Annotated in this window: 16 protein-coding genes, 1 pseudogene and 1 riboswitch; of the genes and pseudogenes, 10 read left to right on the top strand and 7 right to left on the bottom strand. The window is 47.1% G+C overall.

The window, feature by feature from the left end; translation table 11 throughout:
• The first annotated feature begins 79 nt into the window (after positions 1-79).
• Positions 80-514 carry a YkvA family protein gene (locus ACXAGL_RS10930; RefSeq protein WP_474991181.1) on the top strand — a complete coding sequence of 145 codons (435 nt, stop codon included), beginning with the start codon at positions 80-82 and terminating at the stop codon, positions 512-514.
• A gap of 71 nt (positions 515-585) precedes the next feature.
• The gene (locus tag ACXAGL_RS10935; protein ID WP_474991182.1) at positions 586-2787 is read left to right on the top strand and encodes a Z1 domain-containing protein; all 2202 of its coding nucleotides are present in this window, start codon (positions 586-588) and stop codon (positions 2785-2787) included.
• A gap of 39 nt (positions 2788-2826) precedes the next feature.
• Here the strand turns inward: ACXAGL_RS10935 and ACXAGL_RS10940 are convergent, their stop codons facing one another.
• A complete protein-coding gene (locus ACXAGL_RS10940) occupies positions 2827-3084 on the bottom strand; it encodes a hypothetical protein (RefSeq protein WP_027955811.1) in 258 nt (85 codons plus the stop codon).
• Positions 3085-3481: 397 nt separating this feature from the next.
• On the opposite strand from ACXAGL_RS10940, the gene ACXAGL_RS10945 reads away from it, so the two are divergent.
• Positions 3482-4249, top strand: coding sequence for a SurA N-terminal domain-containing protein (locus ACXAGL_RS10945; protein ID WP_474992361.1), 768 nt, complete (start codon positions 3482-3484; stop codon positions 4247-4249).
• Between the two features lie 38 nt (positions 4250-4287).
• On the opposite strand, the gene ACXAGL_RS10950 is transcribed toward ACXAGL_RS10945, so the two are convergent.
• Entirely contained in the window at positions 4288-5082 is a 795-nt protein-coding gene (locus tag ACXAGL_RS10950) for a helix-turn-helix domain-containing protein (RefSeq protein WP_474991183.1), read from the bottom strand.
• A gap of 224 nt (positions 5083-5306) precedes the next feature.
• Positions 5307-5407: riboswitch (purine riboswitch) on the top strand.
• A gap of 58 nt (positions 5408-5465) precedes the next feature.
• Here ACXAGL_RS10950 and ACXAGL_RS10955 point away from each other — a divergent pair.
• Complete coding sequence (locus tag ACXAGL_RS10955; protein WP_474967479.1) at positions 5466-6758, top strand: NCS2 family permease; 1293 nt, start codon at positions 5466-5468, stop codon at positions 6756-6758.
• A gap of 39 nt (positions 6759-6797) precedes the next feature.
• On the opposite strand, the gene ACXAGL_RS10960 is transcribed toward ACXAGL_RS10955, so the two are convergent.
• On the bottom strand, positions 6798-7352 hold the full coding sequence (locus tag ACXAGL_RS10960) for a flavodoxin family protein (RefSeq protein WP_474967480.1): 555 nt from the start codon (positions 7350-7352) through the stop codon (positions 6798-6800).
• A gap of 112 nt (positions 7353-7464) precedes the next feature.
• Here ACXAGL_RS10960 and ACXAGL_RS10965 point away from each other — a divergent pair, with 112 nt between their 5' ends.
• Complete coding sequence (locus ACXAGL_RS10965; protein WP_474991184.1) at positions 7465-8436, top strand: LysR family transcriptional regulator; 972 nt, start codon at positions 7465-7467, stop codon at positions 8434-8436.
• Here ACXAGL_RS10965 and ACXAGL_RS10970 read toward each other — a convergent pair.
• Positions 8374-10017, bottom strand: coding sequence for a DUF2207 domain-containing protein (locus ACXAGL_RS10970; RefSeq protein ID WP_474991185.1), 1644 nt, complete (start codon positions 10015-10017; stop codon positions 8374-8376). The genes ACXAGL_RS10965 and ACXAGL_RS10970 overlap by 63 nt on opposite strands.
• 121 nt (positions 10018-10138) lie before the next feature.
• Between ACXAGL_RS10970 and ACXAGL_RS10975 the strand changes: the two genes are divergently transcribed.
• Both ACXAGL_RS10975 and ACXAGL_RS10980 read left to right on the top strand, forming a co-directional pair.
• Entirely contained in the window at positions 10139-10876 is a 738-nt protein-coding gene (locus ACXAGL_RS10975) for a DUF3784 domain-containing protein (RefSeq protein ID WP_474991186.1), read from the top strand.
• 251 nt (positions 10877-11127) lie between these two features.
• A pseudogene (locus tag ACXAGL_RS10980) lies at positions 11128-11298 on the top strand (IS5/IS1182 family transposase); the annotation flags it as partial.
• 168 nt (positions 11299-11466) lie between these two features.
• Here ACXAGL_RS10980 and ACXAGL_RS10985 read toward each other — a convergent pair.
• Positions 11467-12570 (bottom strand): oxidoreductase, encoded by a 1104-nt coding sequence (locus tag ACXAGL_RS10985; RefSeq protein WP_474991187.1) that lies wholly within the window; start codon positions 12568-12570, stop codon positions 11467-11469.
• Between the two features lie 191 nt (positions 12571-12761).
• On the opposite strand from ACXAGL_RS10985, the gene ACXAGL_RS10990 reads away from it, so the two are divergent.
• Positions 12762-13529 (top strand): SDR family NAD(P)-dependent oxidoreductase, encoded by a 768-nt coding sequence (locus ACXAGL_RS10990; RefSeq protein WP_474967485.1) that lies wholly within the window; start codon positions 12762-12764, stop codon positions 13527-13529.
• 12 nt (positions 13530-13541) lie between these two features.
• On the top strand, positions 13542-15020 hold the full coding sequence (locus ACXAGL_RS10995) for a methyl-accepting chemotaxis protein (protein WP_474991188.1): 1479 nt from the start codon (positions 13542-13544) through the stop codon (positions 15018-15020).
• 37 nt (positions 15021-15057) lie between these two features.
• On the opposite strand, the gene ACXAGL_RS11000 is transcribed toward ACXAGL_RS10995, so the two are convergent.
• Positions 15058-15321 carry a hypothetical protein gene (locus tag ACXAGL_RS11000; protein ID WP_027955822.1) on the bottom strand — a complete coding sequence of 88 codons (264 nt, stop codon included), beginning with the start codon at positions 15319-15321 and terminating at the stop codon, positions 15058-15060.
• A 474-nt stretch (positions 15322-15795) separates the two neighbouring features.
• A complete protein-coding gene (locus ACXAGL_RS11005) occupies positions 15796-16578 on the bottom strand; it encodes a CAP domain-containing protein (RefSeq protein WP_474967488.1) in 783 nt (260 codons plus the stop codon).
• Between the two features lie 438 nt (positions 16579-17016).
• Here ACXAGL_RS11005 and ACXAGL_RS11010 point away from each other — a divergent pair, with 438 nt between their 5' ends.
• Entirely contained in the window at positions 17017-18366 is a 1350-nt protein-coding gene (locus tag ACXAGL_RS11010) for a hypothetical protein (RefSeq protein WP_474967489.1), read from the top strand.
• The last annotated feature ends 108 nt before the right edge of the window (positions 18367-18474 follow it).

Here is an 18474-nt window from a genome sequence, read left to right on the forward strand (position 1 = left end):
GTCGGAGATTGATCTATTTCCTGGGAAATGATTGAGAGAGGATAAATTGGTGAATGTTAAATAAAAAGGAGGAGAACGCATGTCGGAGTCACGTTCTTGGAGGGATTTACGTCCGAAGCAGATGATTGCACGAAGCCGCGGGTATTTTTCAGAAAGAGAAACGATGAAGAAATTAAAAGCTTACAGCAGCCGTCTGGGGACTCAGCTCGTCTATTACAGCCTGTTGTTATACTATGCCTTTCAAAGTCCGAATACACCGAAGAAGGCAAAGTTGACCATTGCCGGTGCGCTTGGTTACTTGATTCTTCCGGTGGATGCCATCCCTGATGTTCTTCCAGCGGTTGGTTTTACAGATGACAGTGCCGTCATTTTGTATGCGGTCTACCAGGTCCTCTCCCATATCGATGAGGATGTGAAAGAGCAGGCAGGAGAAAAAGTCAGCGCAATTTTCGGACGTGATGTGTCGAAGGATGAACTGAAGGATCCCGAAGAAAATGGGGAAGCCGGTGTTTAAGGCATCCCCGCTTTTTTTATGTGGAAGTCTCCTGTATAATAATGTTGTTTTTGCGAAAAGGAGATTTCATAATGACTGAAAGCCTGCAGGACCTCAAAACAGATGGGGCCTTTTTTAAATATTTGAATAAAAAAAATGAATATAAGCAGCAGGTACGCGAGACGATGGTCCGTACCGCCGCCAAGCTTACGTCATCAGCGACTTCCGAACAGCGTCCGGGGATGCTTCTTGGAAAAGTGCAGTCCGGAAAAACCCGGACCTTTATAGGGATTATGGGATTGATGTATGATAACGGGTTTGATGTTGTCATCCTTTTAACGAAAGGAACGAACGCTCTCGTCCGCCAGACGTATGCCCGCCTTCACGAAGAATTTTCAGATGCTGTAGACGAGGATGCGATGAGAGTCTATGACATTATGTCCATGCCTGACAATCTTAGAAAATATGAGTGGAATCAAAAGCTTGCTCTGATTGTGAAGAAAGAGACACATAACTTGGAACGCCTGCGGGGTGCTCTTGAAGAAAAGTATCCACAATTAAAGGAGAAGCGAGTTCTCTTCATTGATGATGAAGCGGATTTTGCCAGTGTCGCTTATGAATATAAGCGGGATCAAAACCTGAAGCAGATGCGCGTGATTGCGACAAAGATCAATGAGCTCCGTAAGAAAATCAAAGACACGGCGTTTCTACAGGTAACCGCCACTCCATATTCGCTGTATCTCCAACCGGAGGACATGACGATCCATAAGGGCAAGGTGTTTGAACCGATCCGTCCGTCCTTTACGGAACTGGTACCCGTTCATAACCGGTATATCGGCGGGGATGTCTACTTTGAAATGAGTGAAAAGGAAGATCATCTGGCTTCCTATCTTTTTCATGAAGTGAACGAAAAAGAACTGGAAGTAATGAAGAAGATGGACGGCCGCCGGGTGAAAATGGATCAGCTTCTGGAGCAGAAGAATATATCCAACATTCGAATGGCCGTTGTGAACTTTATCGTTGGTGCGTCCATCCGGCGCTGTCAGCAGCGGTTGAAGGGAAAACGCGAAGAGAAGTATTCCTTTATCATTCATACAGAGCGTGGGAAAAGTGCCCACGCCTGGCAGGCTGAGCTGATCGAAGGCTTTGAAAAACTGCTTACGGAAGAAGCGGACAAGGAAACTGTCACATTTCAAACGTTGATCCGTGCAGCTTATGACGATTTGGTCCGGTCCGTGAGTAAACTGAAGAAATCGCCGACACCGGATTTCAGTCAGGTTTATGAGGAAGTCCGTCGTTCTTTGAATGAAGAATACGTGGTAAGCAGTGTCGTCAATTCTGAAAAAGATGTACAGGATCTGCTGGATTATAAAGGAGAGTTGAAGCTGCGTGCTCCTATGAATATATTTATCGGAGGACAGATTCTGGACCGTGGGGTGACCATCCATAATCTGATCGGATTTTTCTATGGAAGAAACCCGAAGTCGTTCCAGCAGGACACGGTACTGCAGCATTCCCGGATGTACGGGGCCCGTCCTGCAGCTGATCTAGCAGTTACCCGTTTTTATACGACGGCACGGATATATACCGTGATGAAGAGGATTCATGAGTTTGACTCAGCGCTCAGACAGGCGTTTGAAAGAGGAGGGCATGATCAGGGAGTGGTCTTTATCCAAAGGGATGTTACCGAAGAAGTCATCCCCTGCAGTCCGAACAAAATCCTCCTTTCCAATGTGCTCACCATGAAGCCGCACAAACGGATGCTGCCTGTCGGGTTCCAGACTGGTTATAAGACCCATATACAAAAGCAGATTCGGGAGCTGGATGATCGGGTGGCTCAATTGAAAAGGGCCGCCTTAAAAGAACGAGACGGAGCGTATCTCGTTCCTGTCGGAGAAGCGAAACGTCTGCTCAGCCTTGTTCATGAGACGTTGGAAATGGAAGAGGGGCATGACTTTTCCATGGATGAATATGAAGGGGTTCTGGACTATTTGACCGCAGAATCAGGGAAAGAGGCGCTTGTCTGGGTCCTTGCGAGGAAAAACAGGAACATCCAGCGCCTGAAGAAGGATGGCAGTTATGAGAATTCCCCGGATACTCCCGGGCGTGGGGAGGGAGAACTTGCGGAAGCACGCCGTCTCGCCCGTAACTTCCCAGCGCTGATTATGCTGAGACAGGAAGGAAAAAAAGAACAGGGGTGGCGTGGGTCTCCGTTTTGGTGGCCGGTCCTCCTAGTACCGTCAGAAACGGCCCCGACGGTTTATGCGGGCCGCACCGTGAAAGGGAAGCATTAAAAAAGGACCTTTCTTTGAAGGTCCTTTTTTTACTGTCTGCTATTTTTCAATCGGTTCGTCGAATAGATCCGTGAATTTGGCGACGTTCTCGTAACTGAACTCAAACGCCATTCTCACTTCTCCGAATCCAGGCTGATAAAAGTAGCCTTGAACCTCATAACTGCTTGGATTTTCCCTCACCTTCGTAAGGTGGAAGTACCGCTGGATGTATTGAGCCATTTCCTCCAGTTTTTTATTTCGTACTTTGATCCACTGCTCTTTCAGTTCTTGAGTCGGGAAGTCAGATTCCTTTAACATGTGCTCACTCCTCTACGGAAATCAAAAAACTAGAAAACCATTTATAGACATTATACTATAAGAGGACGTCGATAATTTCAACTATTCGAAAAAATCAAACGTGAAAAAGGACCTATTTATGAGAGAGGACTTTTAAGAGATGTGAATCCCTGTTAAACTATGGAAGAACGAATGGCTTCCCCTTCCTGAATGAGGGGTTCTGTGACATGTTGTCATCGTTTTTTTACAAACTTTCCACATTTGTTTATCCATCCACACGCTTCTGCCTGTAAAAGCTGCAATCCCGGTTTTCAGACGTGCAAACAAACTGAAATCTGGATAGTCGAGCAGCTGCGTTCTATTTACAGAAGCCGGTTGCGTGTTACAATGGCTTACACAACCAGATGAAAAAGGAGAAATGACATTGAATAAAAAATGGTTATTGGGATTAATGCTGGCTGCCTTTGTTGCTTTACTTGCTGCGTGCGGGGAAGATGAAGGAGCCTCTGATGATAATAAAGAAGAGACTGAGACGACACAGGAAGAGCAGACGGAAGGCGAGCAGCCCGAAGCTCCTGAGCCGGATCTTGAAAACATTCCGGATGTAGTCGCAGAAGTCAATGGAGAAAAGATTACGAAAGAGGATTTCGAAACGACGTATCAAGGCCAATTCCAACAGATGGCTATGCAGTCTCAAATGACAGGTACAGAGCTTGATCAGGATCAGTTGAAGAAAGATGTCGCCAACAACCTTGTCGGCCAGGAACTGCTCGTCCAGGAAGCTGAAAGCCGTGATTACGAGGTATCCGATGAAGAAGTCGATCAAATGCTGACAGACCTTGCCGAGCAGAACCAGATGGAATCCAAGGACAAGTTTCTTGAAGAGCTTGCCAACCAGGGGATGAAGGAAGATGAAGTCCTTTCCCAGGTCCGTTCCCAGCTGAAAGTCGATCAGCTTCTTGAAGAAGAAGTGAATGTAGAAGCTCCGACAGAAGATGAAGTAAAAGCGGAGTACGACAAAGCTGTCGAGCAGCAGGAAAGTGCGGAAACAGAACAGGAAACTCCTGCCTATGAAGATGTGAAAGATCAAATTAAGCAAAACCTTCAAACGCAGAAGCAGTCCGAAGAAACACAAAAGCTTGTAGACAAGCTTCGTGAAGAAGGCGAAGTTACCGTAAACTTATAAGAAAAAAAGCTGTCCGTCAGGGGCAGCTTTTTTGTGTGTTAGATCCATTCTTTCCATTTCCTACGCAGTTTCTTTTCAGATTTTTCCTTTCTTTTCTGACTATGTTTTTCATGATTGATCAACAGGTCGTATGCTGTGAACGCAGCAATGACACGGGCAAGGATAAACACTCCGGCTGCTGATATTATGGTAATCACAGGGTAGTACGCAGACAGAGCCCCGTTGGTCACTCCATTTTCTTCAAGAAGCAGGGTGATAAATCCGGTTCCGGCAAGGACTACCCCGAGCATGAGAAAAGAGACGAGTCGGGTTCGGACGGATTCAAAACGGTCCGTGATTTCGGTTTTGAACCCAGGGTCAAAGATCAATTCCCTGCTGCTTATGATTTCATAGTTTTCTGCACCTTTGGTCGTCATGGCTTTAATAAAGAAGATCACCCCTGCAGCAGCGAGGCCTGCAATCATGACTGCGAGAAATTCGGGTGATCCTTTAAAAAGGAAGTAGGGTACTAAACCAAGCAGGAACAGACTGAGGCTTACGGCCAGAGAACGTCCCATGGAGTTTACGTAGGTGAAATGTGCTTCGGCCATTTCACGACTGACGTAATACCCCTGTTCCTCCTCAGGTTCTCGTTCTGACTCTTTTTTTAATAGGTAGTCCATCGACACATTGAAAATGCTGCCAATGGTCAGCAGCTTCTCTGTTTCTGGATATCCCTGACCATTCTCCCATTTACTAACGGCCTGACGGGAGGTCTGCAGCTGCTCAGCGAGTGCTTCCTGCGACAATCCCTTTTCCTTTCTTAATTGAAACAGCTTTTCTCCAAAGTTCATGGAAAGCCCCCTTCATCTTTGTTACATCCAGTATAGAAAACAATGGAAGAATTTTCTATACTGTTAGAGTGGAAGATTGTCAACGAACGGTTGCAAATGGGAAACGAGAGGTTTACATCTGCTCATAACCTTAGAAACTCTGGATTTATAAGAAAAATGAGAATAATAGAACATCATAAAAAAGGATTGACCCGTTACTTTTCCGTTGTTATGATTCTCTCTATAATTTAATTGACGAAACACCTTGTATAAGTTCAGGAATACGGCCTGAGCGTCTCTACCAGCTACCGGAAATAGCTCGTCTACAAGGGAAAATAGATGGACCTTTCCCTTAGTATACGCATCGGCAGCTGCCGGTGTTTTTTTGTTTAGGAGGGAACATCATGAAAAACTTCTTTCAGTTTGAGGAAAGAGGGACAACGATAAAAAAAGAAACGATGGCCGGTGTGACCACGTTTTTGTCTATGGCTTATATTCTGGTTGTGAATCCAATCATCCTCAGTCAGGCGGGGATGGATCAGGGAGCATTGTTCACAGCAACGGCTTTATCTGCTATCTTTGGTTCCCTGCTGATCGGTCTCATGGCGAACTTCCCAGTAGGTATCGCGCCAAGTATGGGATTGAATTCATTTTTCACCTTCTCTGTCGTCATTGGTATGGGAATTGAATGGCAGGTGGCCTTGACCGGGGTATTTATAGCCGGCATTATCTTTATGATTTTAAGTTTGTTTAAAATCCGGGAGAAGATTATCAATGTCATTCCTAAAGATTTGAAGCATGCTATTGCGGGGGGAATCGGGTTTTTCATTGCCTTTGTAGGGCTGAAAAATGCCGGACTGGTCGTCTCCAATGAGGAAACGTTCGTTACCATTGGTAACCTGACATCACCGACGACGGCTCTTGCAGGTTTCGGTTTTATCCTTACACTAATGATGCTTGTCCGTGGGATCCGCGGTGGGATTTTCTACGGTATCGTGGTAACAAGTATCATCGGTATGATTTTCGGTCTTGTGGATGTGCCGGGTTCTATTGTCGGAGAGGTGCCAAGCATGGCTCCGACATTCGGTGTCGTCTTCCAGCACCTTGGGGATATTTTTCAGCCGGAAGTCATCGCTGTAATTTTCACATTCCTATTCGTAGCCTTCTTTGATACAGCTGGGGCGTTGATTGCGGTAGCCAGCCAGGCCGGAATGATGAAGGATAATAAAATTCCGAATGCCGGTCGTGCTTTACTTGCCGATTCATCTTCCGGTGTTCTTGGAGCCATCTTTGGAACATCGACGACAGCATCTTTCGTAGAGTCATCCGCGGGTGTAGCTGTCGGGGGAAGAACAGGTTTTACCAGTGTCATCATTTCCGCCTGCTTCTTCATCGCTTTGTTCTTTTCACCGCTTCTCGGTGTCGTTACTCCTGAAGTTACAGCGCCGGCGTTGATTATTGTCGGGGCGTTGATGGCCGTAGAAGTCAAAGAAATCGACTGGAGCCGGCTGGAAGTGACAATACCCGCGTTTGTTACGATTATTATGATGCCGCTCACGTATAGTGTTGCCACAGGAATCGCTCTTGGGTTCATTCTTTATCCATTTGCGATGATTGCCCGCAGAGAATGGAAGCAGGTTCACCCGATTATGTATACACTGGGCGGATTGTTTATCATGTATTTCGTCTTCCTATAAAAATGAAAAGTCCTGGAGCATTGGTGCTCCAGGATTTTTTTATGCCTTTATCAAGGTATGGAGTTTTTTGTTCATCTCATCCGCTGCGAATAAGGCTTGCTGATCCTTCCATATTTCCCCGGGTTTGTTCGCCTGTCCAAGCACGTAACCTGAAAAAGGCAGGTGTACAAACTGGAAAATATGCTGGAACTGCTGTAGAAGCGGGAGAGCTTTCATATAAGGAGAATCTCCACCCACTGCAAGGACGACAGCCTGCTTTTTGGACATCCGTTCACGGAAATCTCCGTATTCAGGCTCCCGCATTGTCTGGGACCACCGGTCGATAAACAGTTTCATTGCCGCAGACATGGAATACCAGTAAACAGGTGTAGCAAAAATAAGAAGATCATGACTCATCACTTGTTCCATCAGGGATTCGTAGTCATCGTCCACCGGCTGAAACCCGCCTTCGTCATGCCGGCCGTCCATAATGGGTTTAATGGTATAGGCTTCGAGATGAAAGGTGGTTACTTCCAGCCCTTTTACCAACCTTTCCGTAAGTATGTTTGTGTTTCCGCCTTGCCGGCTTCCGCCATTCAGTACAGCAATTTTCATTCTTTTACCTCCTTTTGTTTCTCTTCTTCGTTTAGCTTATACTAAAACCATTAATCATAAAAACGGATGATTTGAATGGTTATCATCGAAAAAAACGATGGGAGAATTAATAATGGATGAAAAGCAGCTTGTCACATTTTTAACGGCAGCAGAAACCTTGAATTTCACGAAAACCGCTTCTATGCTCAATTTTGCCCAATCCAGTGTCACCGCTCAGATTAAATCGCTGGAAGCTCAGCTTGGACGCCCATTATTTGAACGTCTCGGAAAGAAGCTGGTGCTGACAGAGGCCGGCCGCCAGTTTAAAGGGTATGCTGAGAAGATGGTGAAACTCAGCTCGGATGCTCGTTTGGCACTTAACGGAGAAGACGGGATGAGGGAGAGGCTTACGATCGGTGCCCAGGAAAGTCAGTGTACGTACCGGCTCCCGCCTGTATTGAAGGCTTTCAAAAGCCGTCATCCTCACGTGGAGTTAATCTTTAAGCCTGCCCATTCCGATGCTCACGCCCGCAGGGATCTGATGGATGGACGACTGGATGCGGCCTTTATCATGGATACGTCCAGGCCGGAAGAGTCTTTGACGATAGAGCCTTTGCTGCAGGAGGATATTAAGCTTGTCGCAGGTGCGGATTACTGGTTGAAGGACAATGAAGCCTTTCAACTGAGTGATATTGAACGGCAGCCCCTGCTTCTTACAGAAGAAGGCTGCTCGTATCGAAGCCTTTTGGAACAAGTATGTGCCGCTTCGGAAATTTCCCCTCTTAATAAGCTGGAATTCGGGAGTATCGAAGCGATTAAGCAGTGTGTCATCGCCGGCCTTGGAATTGCTGCGCTTCCTCAAATGGTCGTTGAACGTGAACTTTCTGAAGGGAGGATCGTTGATTTGGGGTGGAAAAGCCCCCAGCCTCCTTTATTTACGCAGCTGGCGTGGCATAAAGATAAATGGCTTTCTCCGCCATTAAAGGATTTCATCGATATATCCAGAGAATTTCTTCAGGAAGACAGGGAGGAGGGGGGGGATTTAAAAACCCCCGGATCCTCCACCGCCGCCTCCGACACCAGCTCCCCCTCCGCTTGTTCCTGATGAGGAGGCAGCGGACACAGCGGTGTGGGTGTCTGCTCTGTCAAAACCGGCGTCCAAAGTTGCTGCCAGTATAAGAAATAGAGCAGCCTGATTGGTTGAAGAGGAAGAAGGATGCTCTGCCTGCTGCCACTTCTGTTTTCCAAAGCCGATCTGGTAGAGCAGAGCAGGGATCCCGGCTTCGTCTTCTCCATTTTTCTGCAGGTGCCCAGTCTTGTAGGGTTCTGCTTGTTCGCGGACACGATGCCCTCTTGCGGTTAAAGGTCTGTACACGACCGTGAAAATGATGAAAAAGAGTGAAAAACCAATCATTGCTGACATAGATGGCATCAGTGTGTAGTAGCCAAAGATAAAGATGAGAGCCAAACTGACACACGACATCCCTAACGCTGTCCACCGCTGCCAAGTGTTTTCTTTCCGAAGTTTGAGACTTTGGTATTCCCAGCGTACGATTTCCTTCCATTTCTGAAAGGCCAGCCGGTAACGTTCCTGGTTCTTCTCCTCTTCTGCATAAGCTTCCAGATCGTCGATGTGAAGCAGATTTCCTTCTGCTATATCATCAAACAGCCAGGTGATCAGCTGCTTCTCGTGGTCTTTGTCTGTTTTCCGGCTGACGAGTTCAAATTCTTTTTCGGAATGCTGTCTGATGCTGCCTTTGTCAATCATATGCAGCAGGGATGCTGTAACGGCTGAATGGGTGATCTGCCCATGATTGGTGAAATAAATCAACGCGGGCAGGCTCATTTCCTCTGTCGGAAAAAAGCCGTTTCCGACTCTCTGCCGCTGAGCTTCCTGGCTTACGGCAGAACGATTGACAAATCCTGTTCCTAATAGAAGAATGGCAGCCGCAGCCGTTAGAGTCAGGAGGAAAGGGGCAGCCGTTTTCCAATTGCTGACGGCTTCCTGACGAGCCGCCATCGTTTCATCCAACTCTTGTTTTTGGTTCTGGATGCTGCTCAGTATAGCAGTGTCAGAAGCCTCGGCTTCCGGAAACACGTCTGCCGGGTATGCGACACGGATATTTCCATTCGTTCCACTGTTTACATAGCCCATATCAAATAGGACACGCCCGTCTTCTTGAATGGTCTCGGTTTGATAAGCGGAATCTTCTCCATAGGCTGTGCTTACTTCTGCTTTTTCCGGGGGTGTAACGGTAATGGACATCTGCTCATAATCACTTTCATTGCTCTTATCAAAAAATGCATAGTAGAACTGAGCTGCATCCGTAAAGACCTCGACACCATTCTGAATGGTGTAGGATAAATCAATCGTGATGGTTTCATCTTCACCGTCTCTGAACACTTTGTAGGTATGGTCCTCCTGCTCGATACGAAGTTCCTGTCCTTTTTCCTCTGCCTGGACATTCGTAATCGATGTGCCCTCCTTAGGCAGCAGTGTCCGGGTAATGCCGTTGAAATCCCCTTCAAAGGTGTAGGTATGGACTTCGGTTACATGAACATCCCCGTTTTTCTTAAGGTCTGCGTTAATCTTCGTATCCTCGATGGTTAACTCTACTGCGGATGCTTGAAGCGGAATGAAAAAAACAACCAGAGCAAGCATCCATCCCATCAGCTTTTTCATCATTCGTCACCTGCTTTCTCTTATGGTTACGGACAAGAAAAGGGAAGGGTTTCAAAAAAATGGATGGGAACGTTCGGAGCAGCAGCTTCGTATAAAAGAAAAGAGATAAGAAGGAGGTTTACCGATGGATGCAGGGACAATAGTTTTCAGCATAGCCATGGGGGCTGCGCTCATCATTACGGGAGGGCTGACTTTCCTTGTAGTGAAGCGGAAAGAGTACGGTCTTATATCTGGGTTTTCCAGTCGTCCGGAGGAGGAAAAGCGTATCCTGATGGAAAATGGGTATGTGAAAGCGGTCGAACGGCTGCTACTCCTTATATTCCTTCTGTTTGCAGGTGTCTTTATAATGGGATTGCTTCCGGTTCCATATGGTTTGGAGATCAGTCTGGCTGTCTTCCTCCTCGTTGTGCTGGGAGGCGCGGTCCGCGTACAGATGTATGAAGTCCCTGAAAAAAGAAAAAAGAGTCTTTGGATCACATCGATCCTGGGCATTCTGGTCATTTCAGGCATCGGTGTTTTAACGTATTTCAGCGTGATGGAAAACGAAGTCACAGTGACGGATACACACCTGGAGATTTCCGGGATGTACGGGTTGGAATGGGAGCTTGAGGATATTGATGAGGTTGCGATTGAAGAAGAACTTCCAGAAGTTATCTTAAAGTCCAATGGTTTTGCGGCAGCCGGACAATTGAAGGGGCAGTTCCGCCTGGAGGAACCTTATGGACCTGCACGTCTTTTCATCCATGACCAAAGCGAAGGACCGTTTCTTCATGTTCAAAAAGGGGAAGAGGAGCTTTGGTTAAGCCGTGAAACGCGAGAAGAGATTGAACTCCTTGATGAGCAGCTGAATAAAGGGAAGTAAAAGGGCAGCGGGAAATCGGCTGCCTTTTGGCTGTAGAAAAAGCCTGTGTTAACCAGTTAGAGTTGTCCATTTGTCGTGGGAAGGATCACATTCCGCTTATCGGTGGATGCTTGCCGCGGGCACGGCCTCAGCTAACTTGGTCAAGAAAACCATTTGACCAAGTGGATCTTCGGCCCGTGCTGTTCCCGCAGGCATCACCACCGAACGCTCCTCGTGCGGACGTTAGAATATAGGAGAGAAATTGTGCCCTGCGCAGGTTCGCACATGCAAAAGAACGGCATGGGCTGCGCTATTCCCGCTTGCGTGGAAAAGAAAATGGGAAGAAACAGGCGCTGATGACGGCTTCCTTCCGGGATATGAAAAAGATTGCTTTCCATCCAGCAAGGGTGAGCTGGGTCAAGGAGAGTCTTTTTCGATGTTAAAGAAGTTCCAAGGAGCGGTGCCCCTTCCACTCCTGCTAAAAGCTCGGGCACTCGTCCGCGGAAAGGGAAGGGACTTAAGCTTCTGGCGGTAAGAAAGAAAAAAAGCTTGTAAAGAAACTGAGGTTTCTCTACAAGCTGAAGGCAGCGGGAAATCCGCTGCCTTTCTTGTTATTCTTTCGTGTATATCTCATGTTTCAATTCTACTTCTTTCACTTCTGCCTGAGGCAGGAGGATTTTCTCGAAATCAAAGGCATTCAACTCTTTGCTGTCTTTCACTTTGTTCGGAAGATCCGGATTTGCAAGAGCACCGGTCCCAATGGAAACGAGATGGGCTTGCCCGGAAGTCAGAAGGGCTTCGGCTTTTTCCGGGTCCTGGAGCTGACCATTGGCGATCACTGTAATTTTGCTGAACGCTTTTGCTGCTTCTGCCAGTGTTCTTGTTCCCTCACCGAAGGAAGCGGCAGCAGCATCACCGTCTGTGACGTGGATATAGTCGAGACCGGTTTTACCGAGAACTCCGAAGATTTCTTCCGCTTCTTTTTCACCACCGGCCCATTTGTGGGCTTGGTCGGCTACTTTCCCTTGCGAAATCCGGATACCGACGATAAAGTCTTCTCCTACGGCTGCAAGGACTTCATCTACCACTTCAAGGACGTAACGCAGCCGGTTTTCTACAGAACCCCCATAAGCGTCTTCTCTGTGGTTTAAGTAATCGGTCAGGAACTGATCCAGCAGATAGCCGTTGGCACCGTGGATTTCCACGCCGTCAAAACCAGCAGCTTTTGCGCGCTTGGCACTGTCGACAAAACTCATTTTCGTCTCCGTCAGGTCTGGTTCATCCATCGCTCTAGGCGTCTGGAACGGACCTGATCCCCCGTAGAAGCCAAGCTGTTCGCCTTTAGGGGCGATGGCAGATGGAGCGATGGTTTCATCTGTATAAGCATTCCCCTGACTTTGGCCTCCCGCGTGCATCATCTGGGCAATCATGATGGAGCCTTCATCGTGAACCGCTTCTATCACGGGTTTCCATGCATCCGCCTGAATATCTGTCGCAAGGCCTGGTTGATTGTTGTAGCCCTGGCTGAAGCTCTGATCTGTGTAGATGCCTTCGCTGATAATGGCTGCAAAGCCGCCTTTAGCAAAACGGCGGTAATATTCTTTCATTGTATCGTTGGCACGGCCATCAGCCTCTGCGCTGATCCTGGTCATTGGTGCCACAACATAACGGTTTTGGAGTGTTCTGCTGTCTAAATGGAATGAATCAAAAAGCATGTCTTCTGCCACCTTTCCTTATCGTAAGCTCTTTCAGGGTACGTTCTTTTTGTCTCAAATTCAAAGTAAATGCTCAGCCAGCTATAAGCTAGCATACCCCTGCGTCTTTTTTTCATTAGAGACAGTCATTCTTCAATAATCTTCCATCCTGCCGATATAGTAGAAGATAGAACTTTTTAGGAGATGAGCATATGAATTTAGAAGGTAGAGTGGCTGTTATTACCGGTGGTTCCGATGGAATCGGGAAAGCTGCTGCAGAGGAGATGATCCGCCAGGGAGCACGGGTGGTGCTGGCGGATATCAATGAGCACCAAGGAGAGCAGGTCGTTGAAGCATTAAGAAAGCAAGGCGGAGAAGCTGTTTTCTGTAAAACGGACGTGACTGCCTATAATGAGGTGGAAGCGTTGGTGGAAACCGCTGTCGATGCCTTTGGTACGATCGATATTATGTTCAACAATGCAGGGATCGGCGTCAATAAGCCCTTCCTTGAGCATACCCCGGAAGACTATCACGCGGTTGTCGATGTGAATCAGCACGGGGTCTATTATGGAATGCTGGCTGCAGCCAAGAAAATGAAAGAGCTTGATGTGCAGGGGGTGATTATCAACAATGCTTCTGTTTTCGGATTTACAGGAACGCTTGGTATTACCGGCTACCAGGCAGCAAAAGGAGCGGTCGTCACGCTTACAAAGCATGGAGCTTTAGAGCTTGCTCCACACGGCATACGTGTTGTCGCAATCGGACCGGGTGGTGTGAATACGAAAATTGTAGACGGTTACAGGAAAGCCGGCCTTCTGGAATATATGGAGCATCAGCAGTTGACGAGAAAGCTGATTGAGCCGGAGGAAGTCGCTGGTGTGGTGGCCTTTTTAGCTTCCGATGTGTCCCGTTCCATCAATGGAACAACCGTCATGGCGGATGATGGGTTCACTGTGTTCAAGTCCGACATCCGGCCATAAGGAGAGAAGAGTATGAATAACGTAGAAGCAATGAAGCAGAAGGACATGAAGAAGAAAAACGGCCTTTTATTTGCTGGTTTCGGGATCTCTCTTGCTGCTGCTTTTTTGAAGTCTTTCGTAGAACAAGATATGGCGGCTGTGGCGATGTTCGGCACAGAAATGCTTTTATATACGCTTTTGTATACGGTCCTTACATTTGTTATGAGAAAAGACAGCTGGTTCCCTTACATCAGTGTTGTTCTCGTCCAAGTATTTACAATGGCCGGGATATGGGTGACGGGCGGGGGATGGACCATTATATTAGTGAGTTATTTCCTGGCCATCTTTTCCGTCGTTCATTACAAGGCGGCTGTCTTTGCGCTTGGGTATGGACTCGGATTGGTCACGATTCTGACAGGCACTTTTTTAAGTACGGTCAATAAGGACGCCATTCTTGAGGAGGCACCGACAATCCTGTTGGTCTACATTCTCATGGGCCTGCTTCTCGGAGTCTTGATCTACCTTGGCAACCGGCAGGATACATTTATCAGAAAGCTCCTTCTGGAAGCCGAACAACGCTCCAAGGTGGAACAGGAAAAACGCCGCACATTGGAAGAGCATGTAAGTGTGATCATTGATGATTTGTCCAAGGTGAACGAGCATGTACAGCGGAATCGGGTATCGCAGGCAGAAATGAGGCATGCCATTCAGGAAGTAGCGGCTGGCAGCCATCATCAGAGCGGACAGATTACTGCCATTTCCGACCAGTCCAGTTCTTCGCGTACCGAAATGGAAGAGTTGAGCGGTCTTATGGATACACTGAAGGAAGAGACCGGCCGGGCAGGGGAATTGACCGGAGAAGGAAAAACAAAGGTACATAGGTTTACCAAGGGTGTGGAGGAGGTTCACGCGTTTATCCATGATTTGAAAGAAACCTTCTATACACTTAGTGAAAAAGTGAAGGAAACCGACAGCTTCTCTAAAGATATTAAGAAAATTTCAGAGCAGACGAATCTTCTCGCTTTGAATGCGTCCATTGAGGCTGCGAGAGCAGGGGAGGCCGGCAGAGGTTTTTCTGTTGTCGCTGAGGAAATCCGCAAGCTTGCCGAAGTAACCAAGCGGGCGGCTGATCAAATCACGGAGAATCTTTTTGAGGTCAGTCAGAATAATGCAGAAACCTTGTCCAAGATGGAGGTAAGTGTAGAGAAGATGTCTTCGATACAATCTTCTTCTGCAGATATACACGGCACCTTCCAGGAGCTGAGCCGCGTGCTTATAGACATCAATCAAAGCTTTGATCAAACGAATGAAGCGGCGGGCCGGGTTGTAGAAAGCAGTACGGAAATTGATCGCTGGAGCGGAGATCTGGCAGCCGTCATCGAGGAGTCGAGCGCCGGAATGGAGCAGATGAGTGCCACAGTAGAGTCATTGACGGATGATAATGGAAAAATCGCCGATACCATGAAAGAAACAACAGACCGAGCTGTTCACCTGCTGGAGGAGAACGTATAAAAAAAGACGGGCTTCATGCCCGTCTTCCTTGGAGGATTCAAGCGAACTGCTTTAGTGCCTTGTACACTTCCTCTCCCTCATCATTTAATACATGACCGCTTCCGTGGCAGCGGCTGCACTTGGTTTCATAACTGGTTTCCTCGACGGCCAGTTTCCAAGCCGCTTTCTCACTGGCATGATTGACGCGGCTGTAATGGTCCATAATCATATTAGCCTTGCTGTCATCATATTCTTTATAGGCTCCTGTTCCTTGACATAAGGGGCAGACATGATAGAGGTGACTCACCGTATGTTTATTCAAACCGACCACTTCCTTCGTATTTGATATAGTTAAAGTATGATTGATTTTATGAAATATTCTGACAAAAGGCAATACTTTTTCTTCCCATAAAAAAGAAAAAAAGTCATTTTGGACGAAAGACCTACCCGATAGAGATAGAAAAATCTGTGTTATCCAGTTAGAGTTGTCCGCATGTCGTGGTGAGGGGGACACGTTCCGCTTTTTGGGTGGATGGTTCCCGCAGGCGTCACCACCGAACGCTCCTCGTGCCGATGCCTGTGGGAAGACAGCTTTACCCTATGATAAAAGAGAACGTTGAGTACAGCTCCTCCGCTGTTTCAAAAGAACAGGACAAGCTGCGTTACGGCCGCCTGCGTGGGAACAATCCTATCCATGACCAAGTATGGATGACCACTCTTTTGGAGTCACTAGAAAAAAGGTTTCTCTACAAGCTAAAAAGCCACCGGAAATCCGGTGGCTTTTTTCTATCGTCTGTTATTTACCAATGAACATTTGTGTCCAGTAGTTGCCTTCTTCGGCGTGACCTACACCGATGTGGGTGAAGTCAGGGTTCATAATGTTTTCTCGGTGCCCCTGGCTGTTCATCCAGCCTTCAACAACCTGCTCTGGAGATGTCTGTCCCATAGCGATGTTTTCACCGGCTGTGCGGTAGTCAATACCATATTGATCCATCATATCAAATGGAGAACCGTACGTCGGGCTGTTATGGGAGAAATAGTCATTGTTCTGCATATCGAGAGACTTGTCCTCCGCTACTCCGCTGAGCTCTGTATCCAGTTCCAGTGGTTCAAGACCCTGTTTTTCACGTTCCTGGTTCGTAAGTTCCACCACTTCTTTTTCAAAAGCGGATACGTCAGAAGAAACATTCTCTTCCTGGGCGGAATCCTGCGCTTGAGCTTCTTCTTCTGATGCTGTTGTTTCTTCAGGTGCCGGCTGTGGTGCAGCTTCTTCTTCTGCCGGTTGCGCAGGCTCCTCTTGCTGAGCCGGCTGCTCTTCTACGGGTGCCTGCTCAGAAGGCTGGGCATTCCAATTGAATTGTTTAAGCAGAGACTGTACATCCAATTGATCATACTGACCATTGTTCAATGCCTCTTCATTTTGTTTTACCCAGTCGTTCACTTGACTGGAATCTATTTGAATGGTTTTCGTTTGAACCTGATAGTCTTTCTGAACCTCACCTGTAGAAGCAAGGGATGTGGCTGGTGATGCTAGTAGAGACAGCGCAAGTGCGCCTGTCAGAATAAGTGGCTTTTTCATAATCTAAAATTCCTCCTTGATGAGTTGTGTTGTTTGGAACAACTCTATCGTACCATCAAGATCGTGTAATATAGGAGGTTGAATCTGGAAACTGCCATTCTGAGAGATAGAGCATATGGGAGCATCCCCTGTGGAAGAACGACTGAACCCAACGGCGGCGTGAACAGAATAGTCTCATAATTTAATAGAGGGCGGAAGGAAGCATAGGAAGAGTTATCCATTTCGATTATAAATTTCATAAAAGTGCGCCTTGACAGCTTTTGTAAGAGAGGAGATTTGTTACATATGTAACATCAGTGTTACAAGGTAAATCTTCTATGAACCCGTGCTGCAAGAGGCGGGATGGGCCTGGTACACGACATCGGCTTATATTTTTTAGTTGGAGGGATTGGAAAAAGTTATGGTATAGTGAAGGTAGAAATAAAGGAGGTTGATTGTATGACGATGATAGACCTGTCGATTCCGAAGCAGAAACAGCCTTTACGGATAAAAGCGGAGCGGGCTGCCTTTTATGAACAGACACAGCTGATAGAAGGATATGATGATGAAAACTGCTGGCTGCTGTTCTTTTTCAAGCAGACCTTCCTGACGGCTGTTAAGACGAAAAAGATGAAGCGGACCTCCTACGCTTCCCGTGTATGGAAAGAAGGCTTGGTTTATGACCAGCCGCATCCCCTCCTTACGAGATTGTTAGACGCAGAAAAACCCCTTCAGAAAATCAACTATCCCCAGTTGAAAAAGAAAGCTGCCCGGCATTTTACAAGGCAGGAACAAAGCCGGATCCTCACTCTCTTTGAATCTTTTATTCCTAAAAAACAACTGCTTGCTGATATGAAAGCTGTCTTTTATACGTGTAGACGGGAAGGTAAAATGTTTGAATCCTACACAATCGTACGGGAAATGGTGCGTCTGGCGCCTGAGAGCCGGTTCGTACAGGAAATCAGCCATGACCTCGCTTTTGCTTCCGCATCAGAAGCTTACGAAACGCAGGACGCTTCCTTATTCAAACGCGATCGTTTGTACGCCGAAGACCATGCATCGATGGAAGAGAAGTCGCGCCTCCTACTTAACGAAAACAGGGAAGTGGAACACCTTGTCCACAGAATCAACTCCCTGCCCTCATCCTTATCTGCTGAAGAATCAGCAGCGTTCCTTCATTTGGTAAGGGACACCTTTGAGACCCGGGACCAAATGTCTCTGTTGGAACCACTCATATCCAGCCGTCCTGCCTATGATCAAGTCACGGATTTCCTGTTTGACCGCTATCTTGATCAACGTTTAGTAGAACCATCGGCCGGCATCGTTCAACGCTTTGATATCCAGCCGCACTCAGACCAAATGGCATCGGCCGCGGCTATGCTTGATGAAATCGATATGCGGCAGTCCCTTGATGCGGTGCATATCCTTTTGGAGAAAATCCTTCCAGTTCTACCGGAATCGACGGGACACCTGGTAGAGAAATATATTGAAGCCTTGTTTGAGAAGATGGAGATGGAAGAAATCATTGAAAGAATACGACCTTTGTCTGAACAATCCCCGTCGTTTGAGAAAATCGTGCGGATGAAAGAGATTTCGGGTGATCTCGATCACCTCCTTGAACTTGGGGAAGGGTACTATAGTTTCCACCAGCTGGACCAGGCTCTGGAATGTTTCCAAATGGAGATGGAGCTTCAGCCTGATCGTCCTGAGCCCCTCCAATGGCTTGCTAAAGTCTACCAAGATAAACAGATGATGGAGGAGTCTAAAGCGTACCAGAAGCTCTGTGTGGACCTGCAAAAACGAAGCTGATTTTCAAATCATCCGGCGCCGGGAAGCTGATCTTTCATAAGATCAGCTTTTTTTGTGTGGATATTATTGTCAAAAGAACCGATGTGTAATATACTACATTACAACACT

Source organism: Halobacillus sp. ABA4_118, from assembly GCF_056160205.1.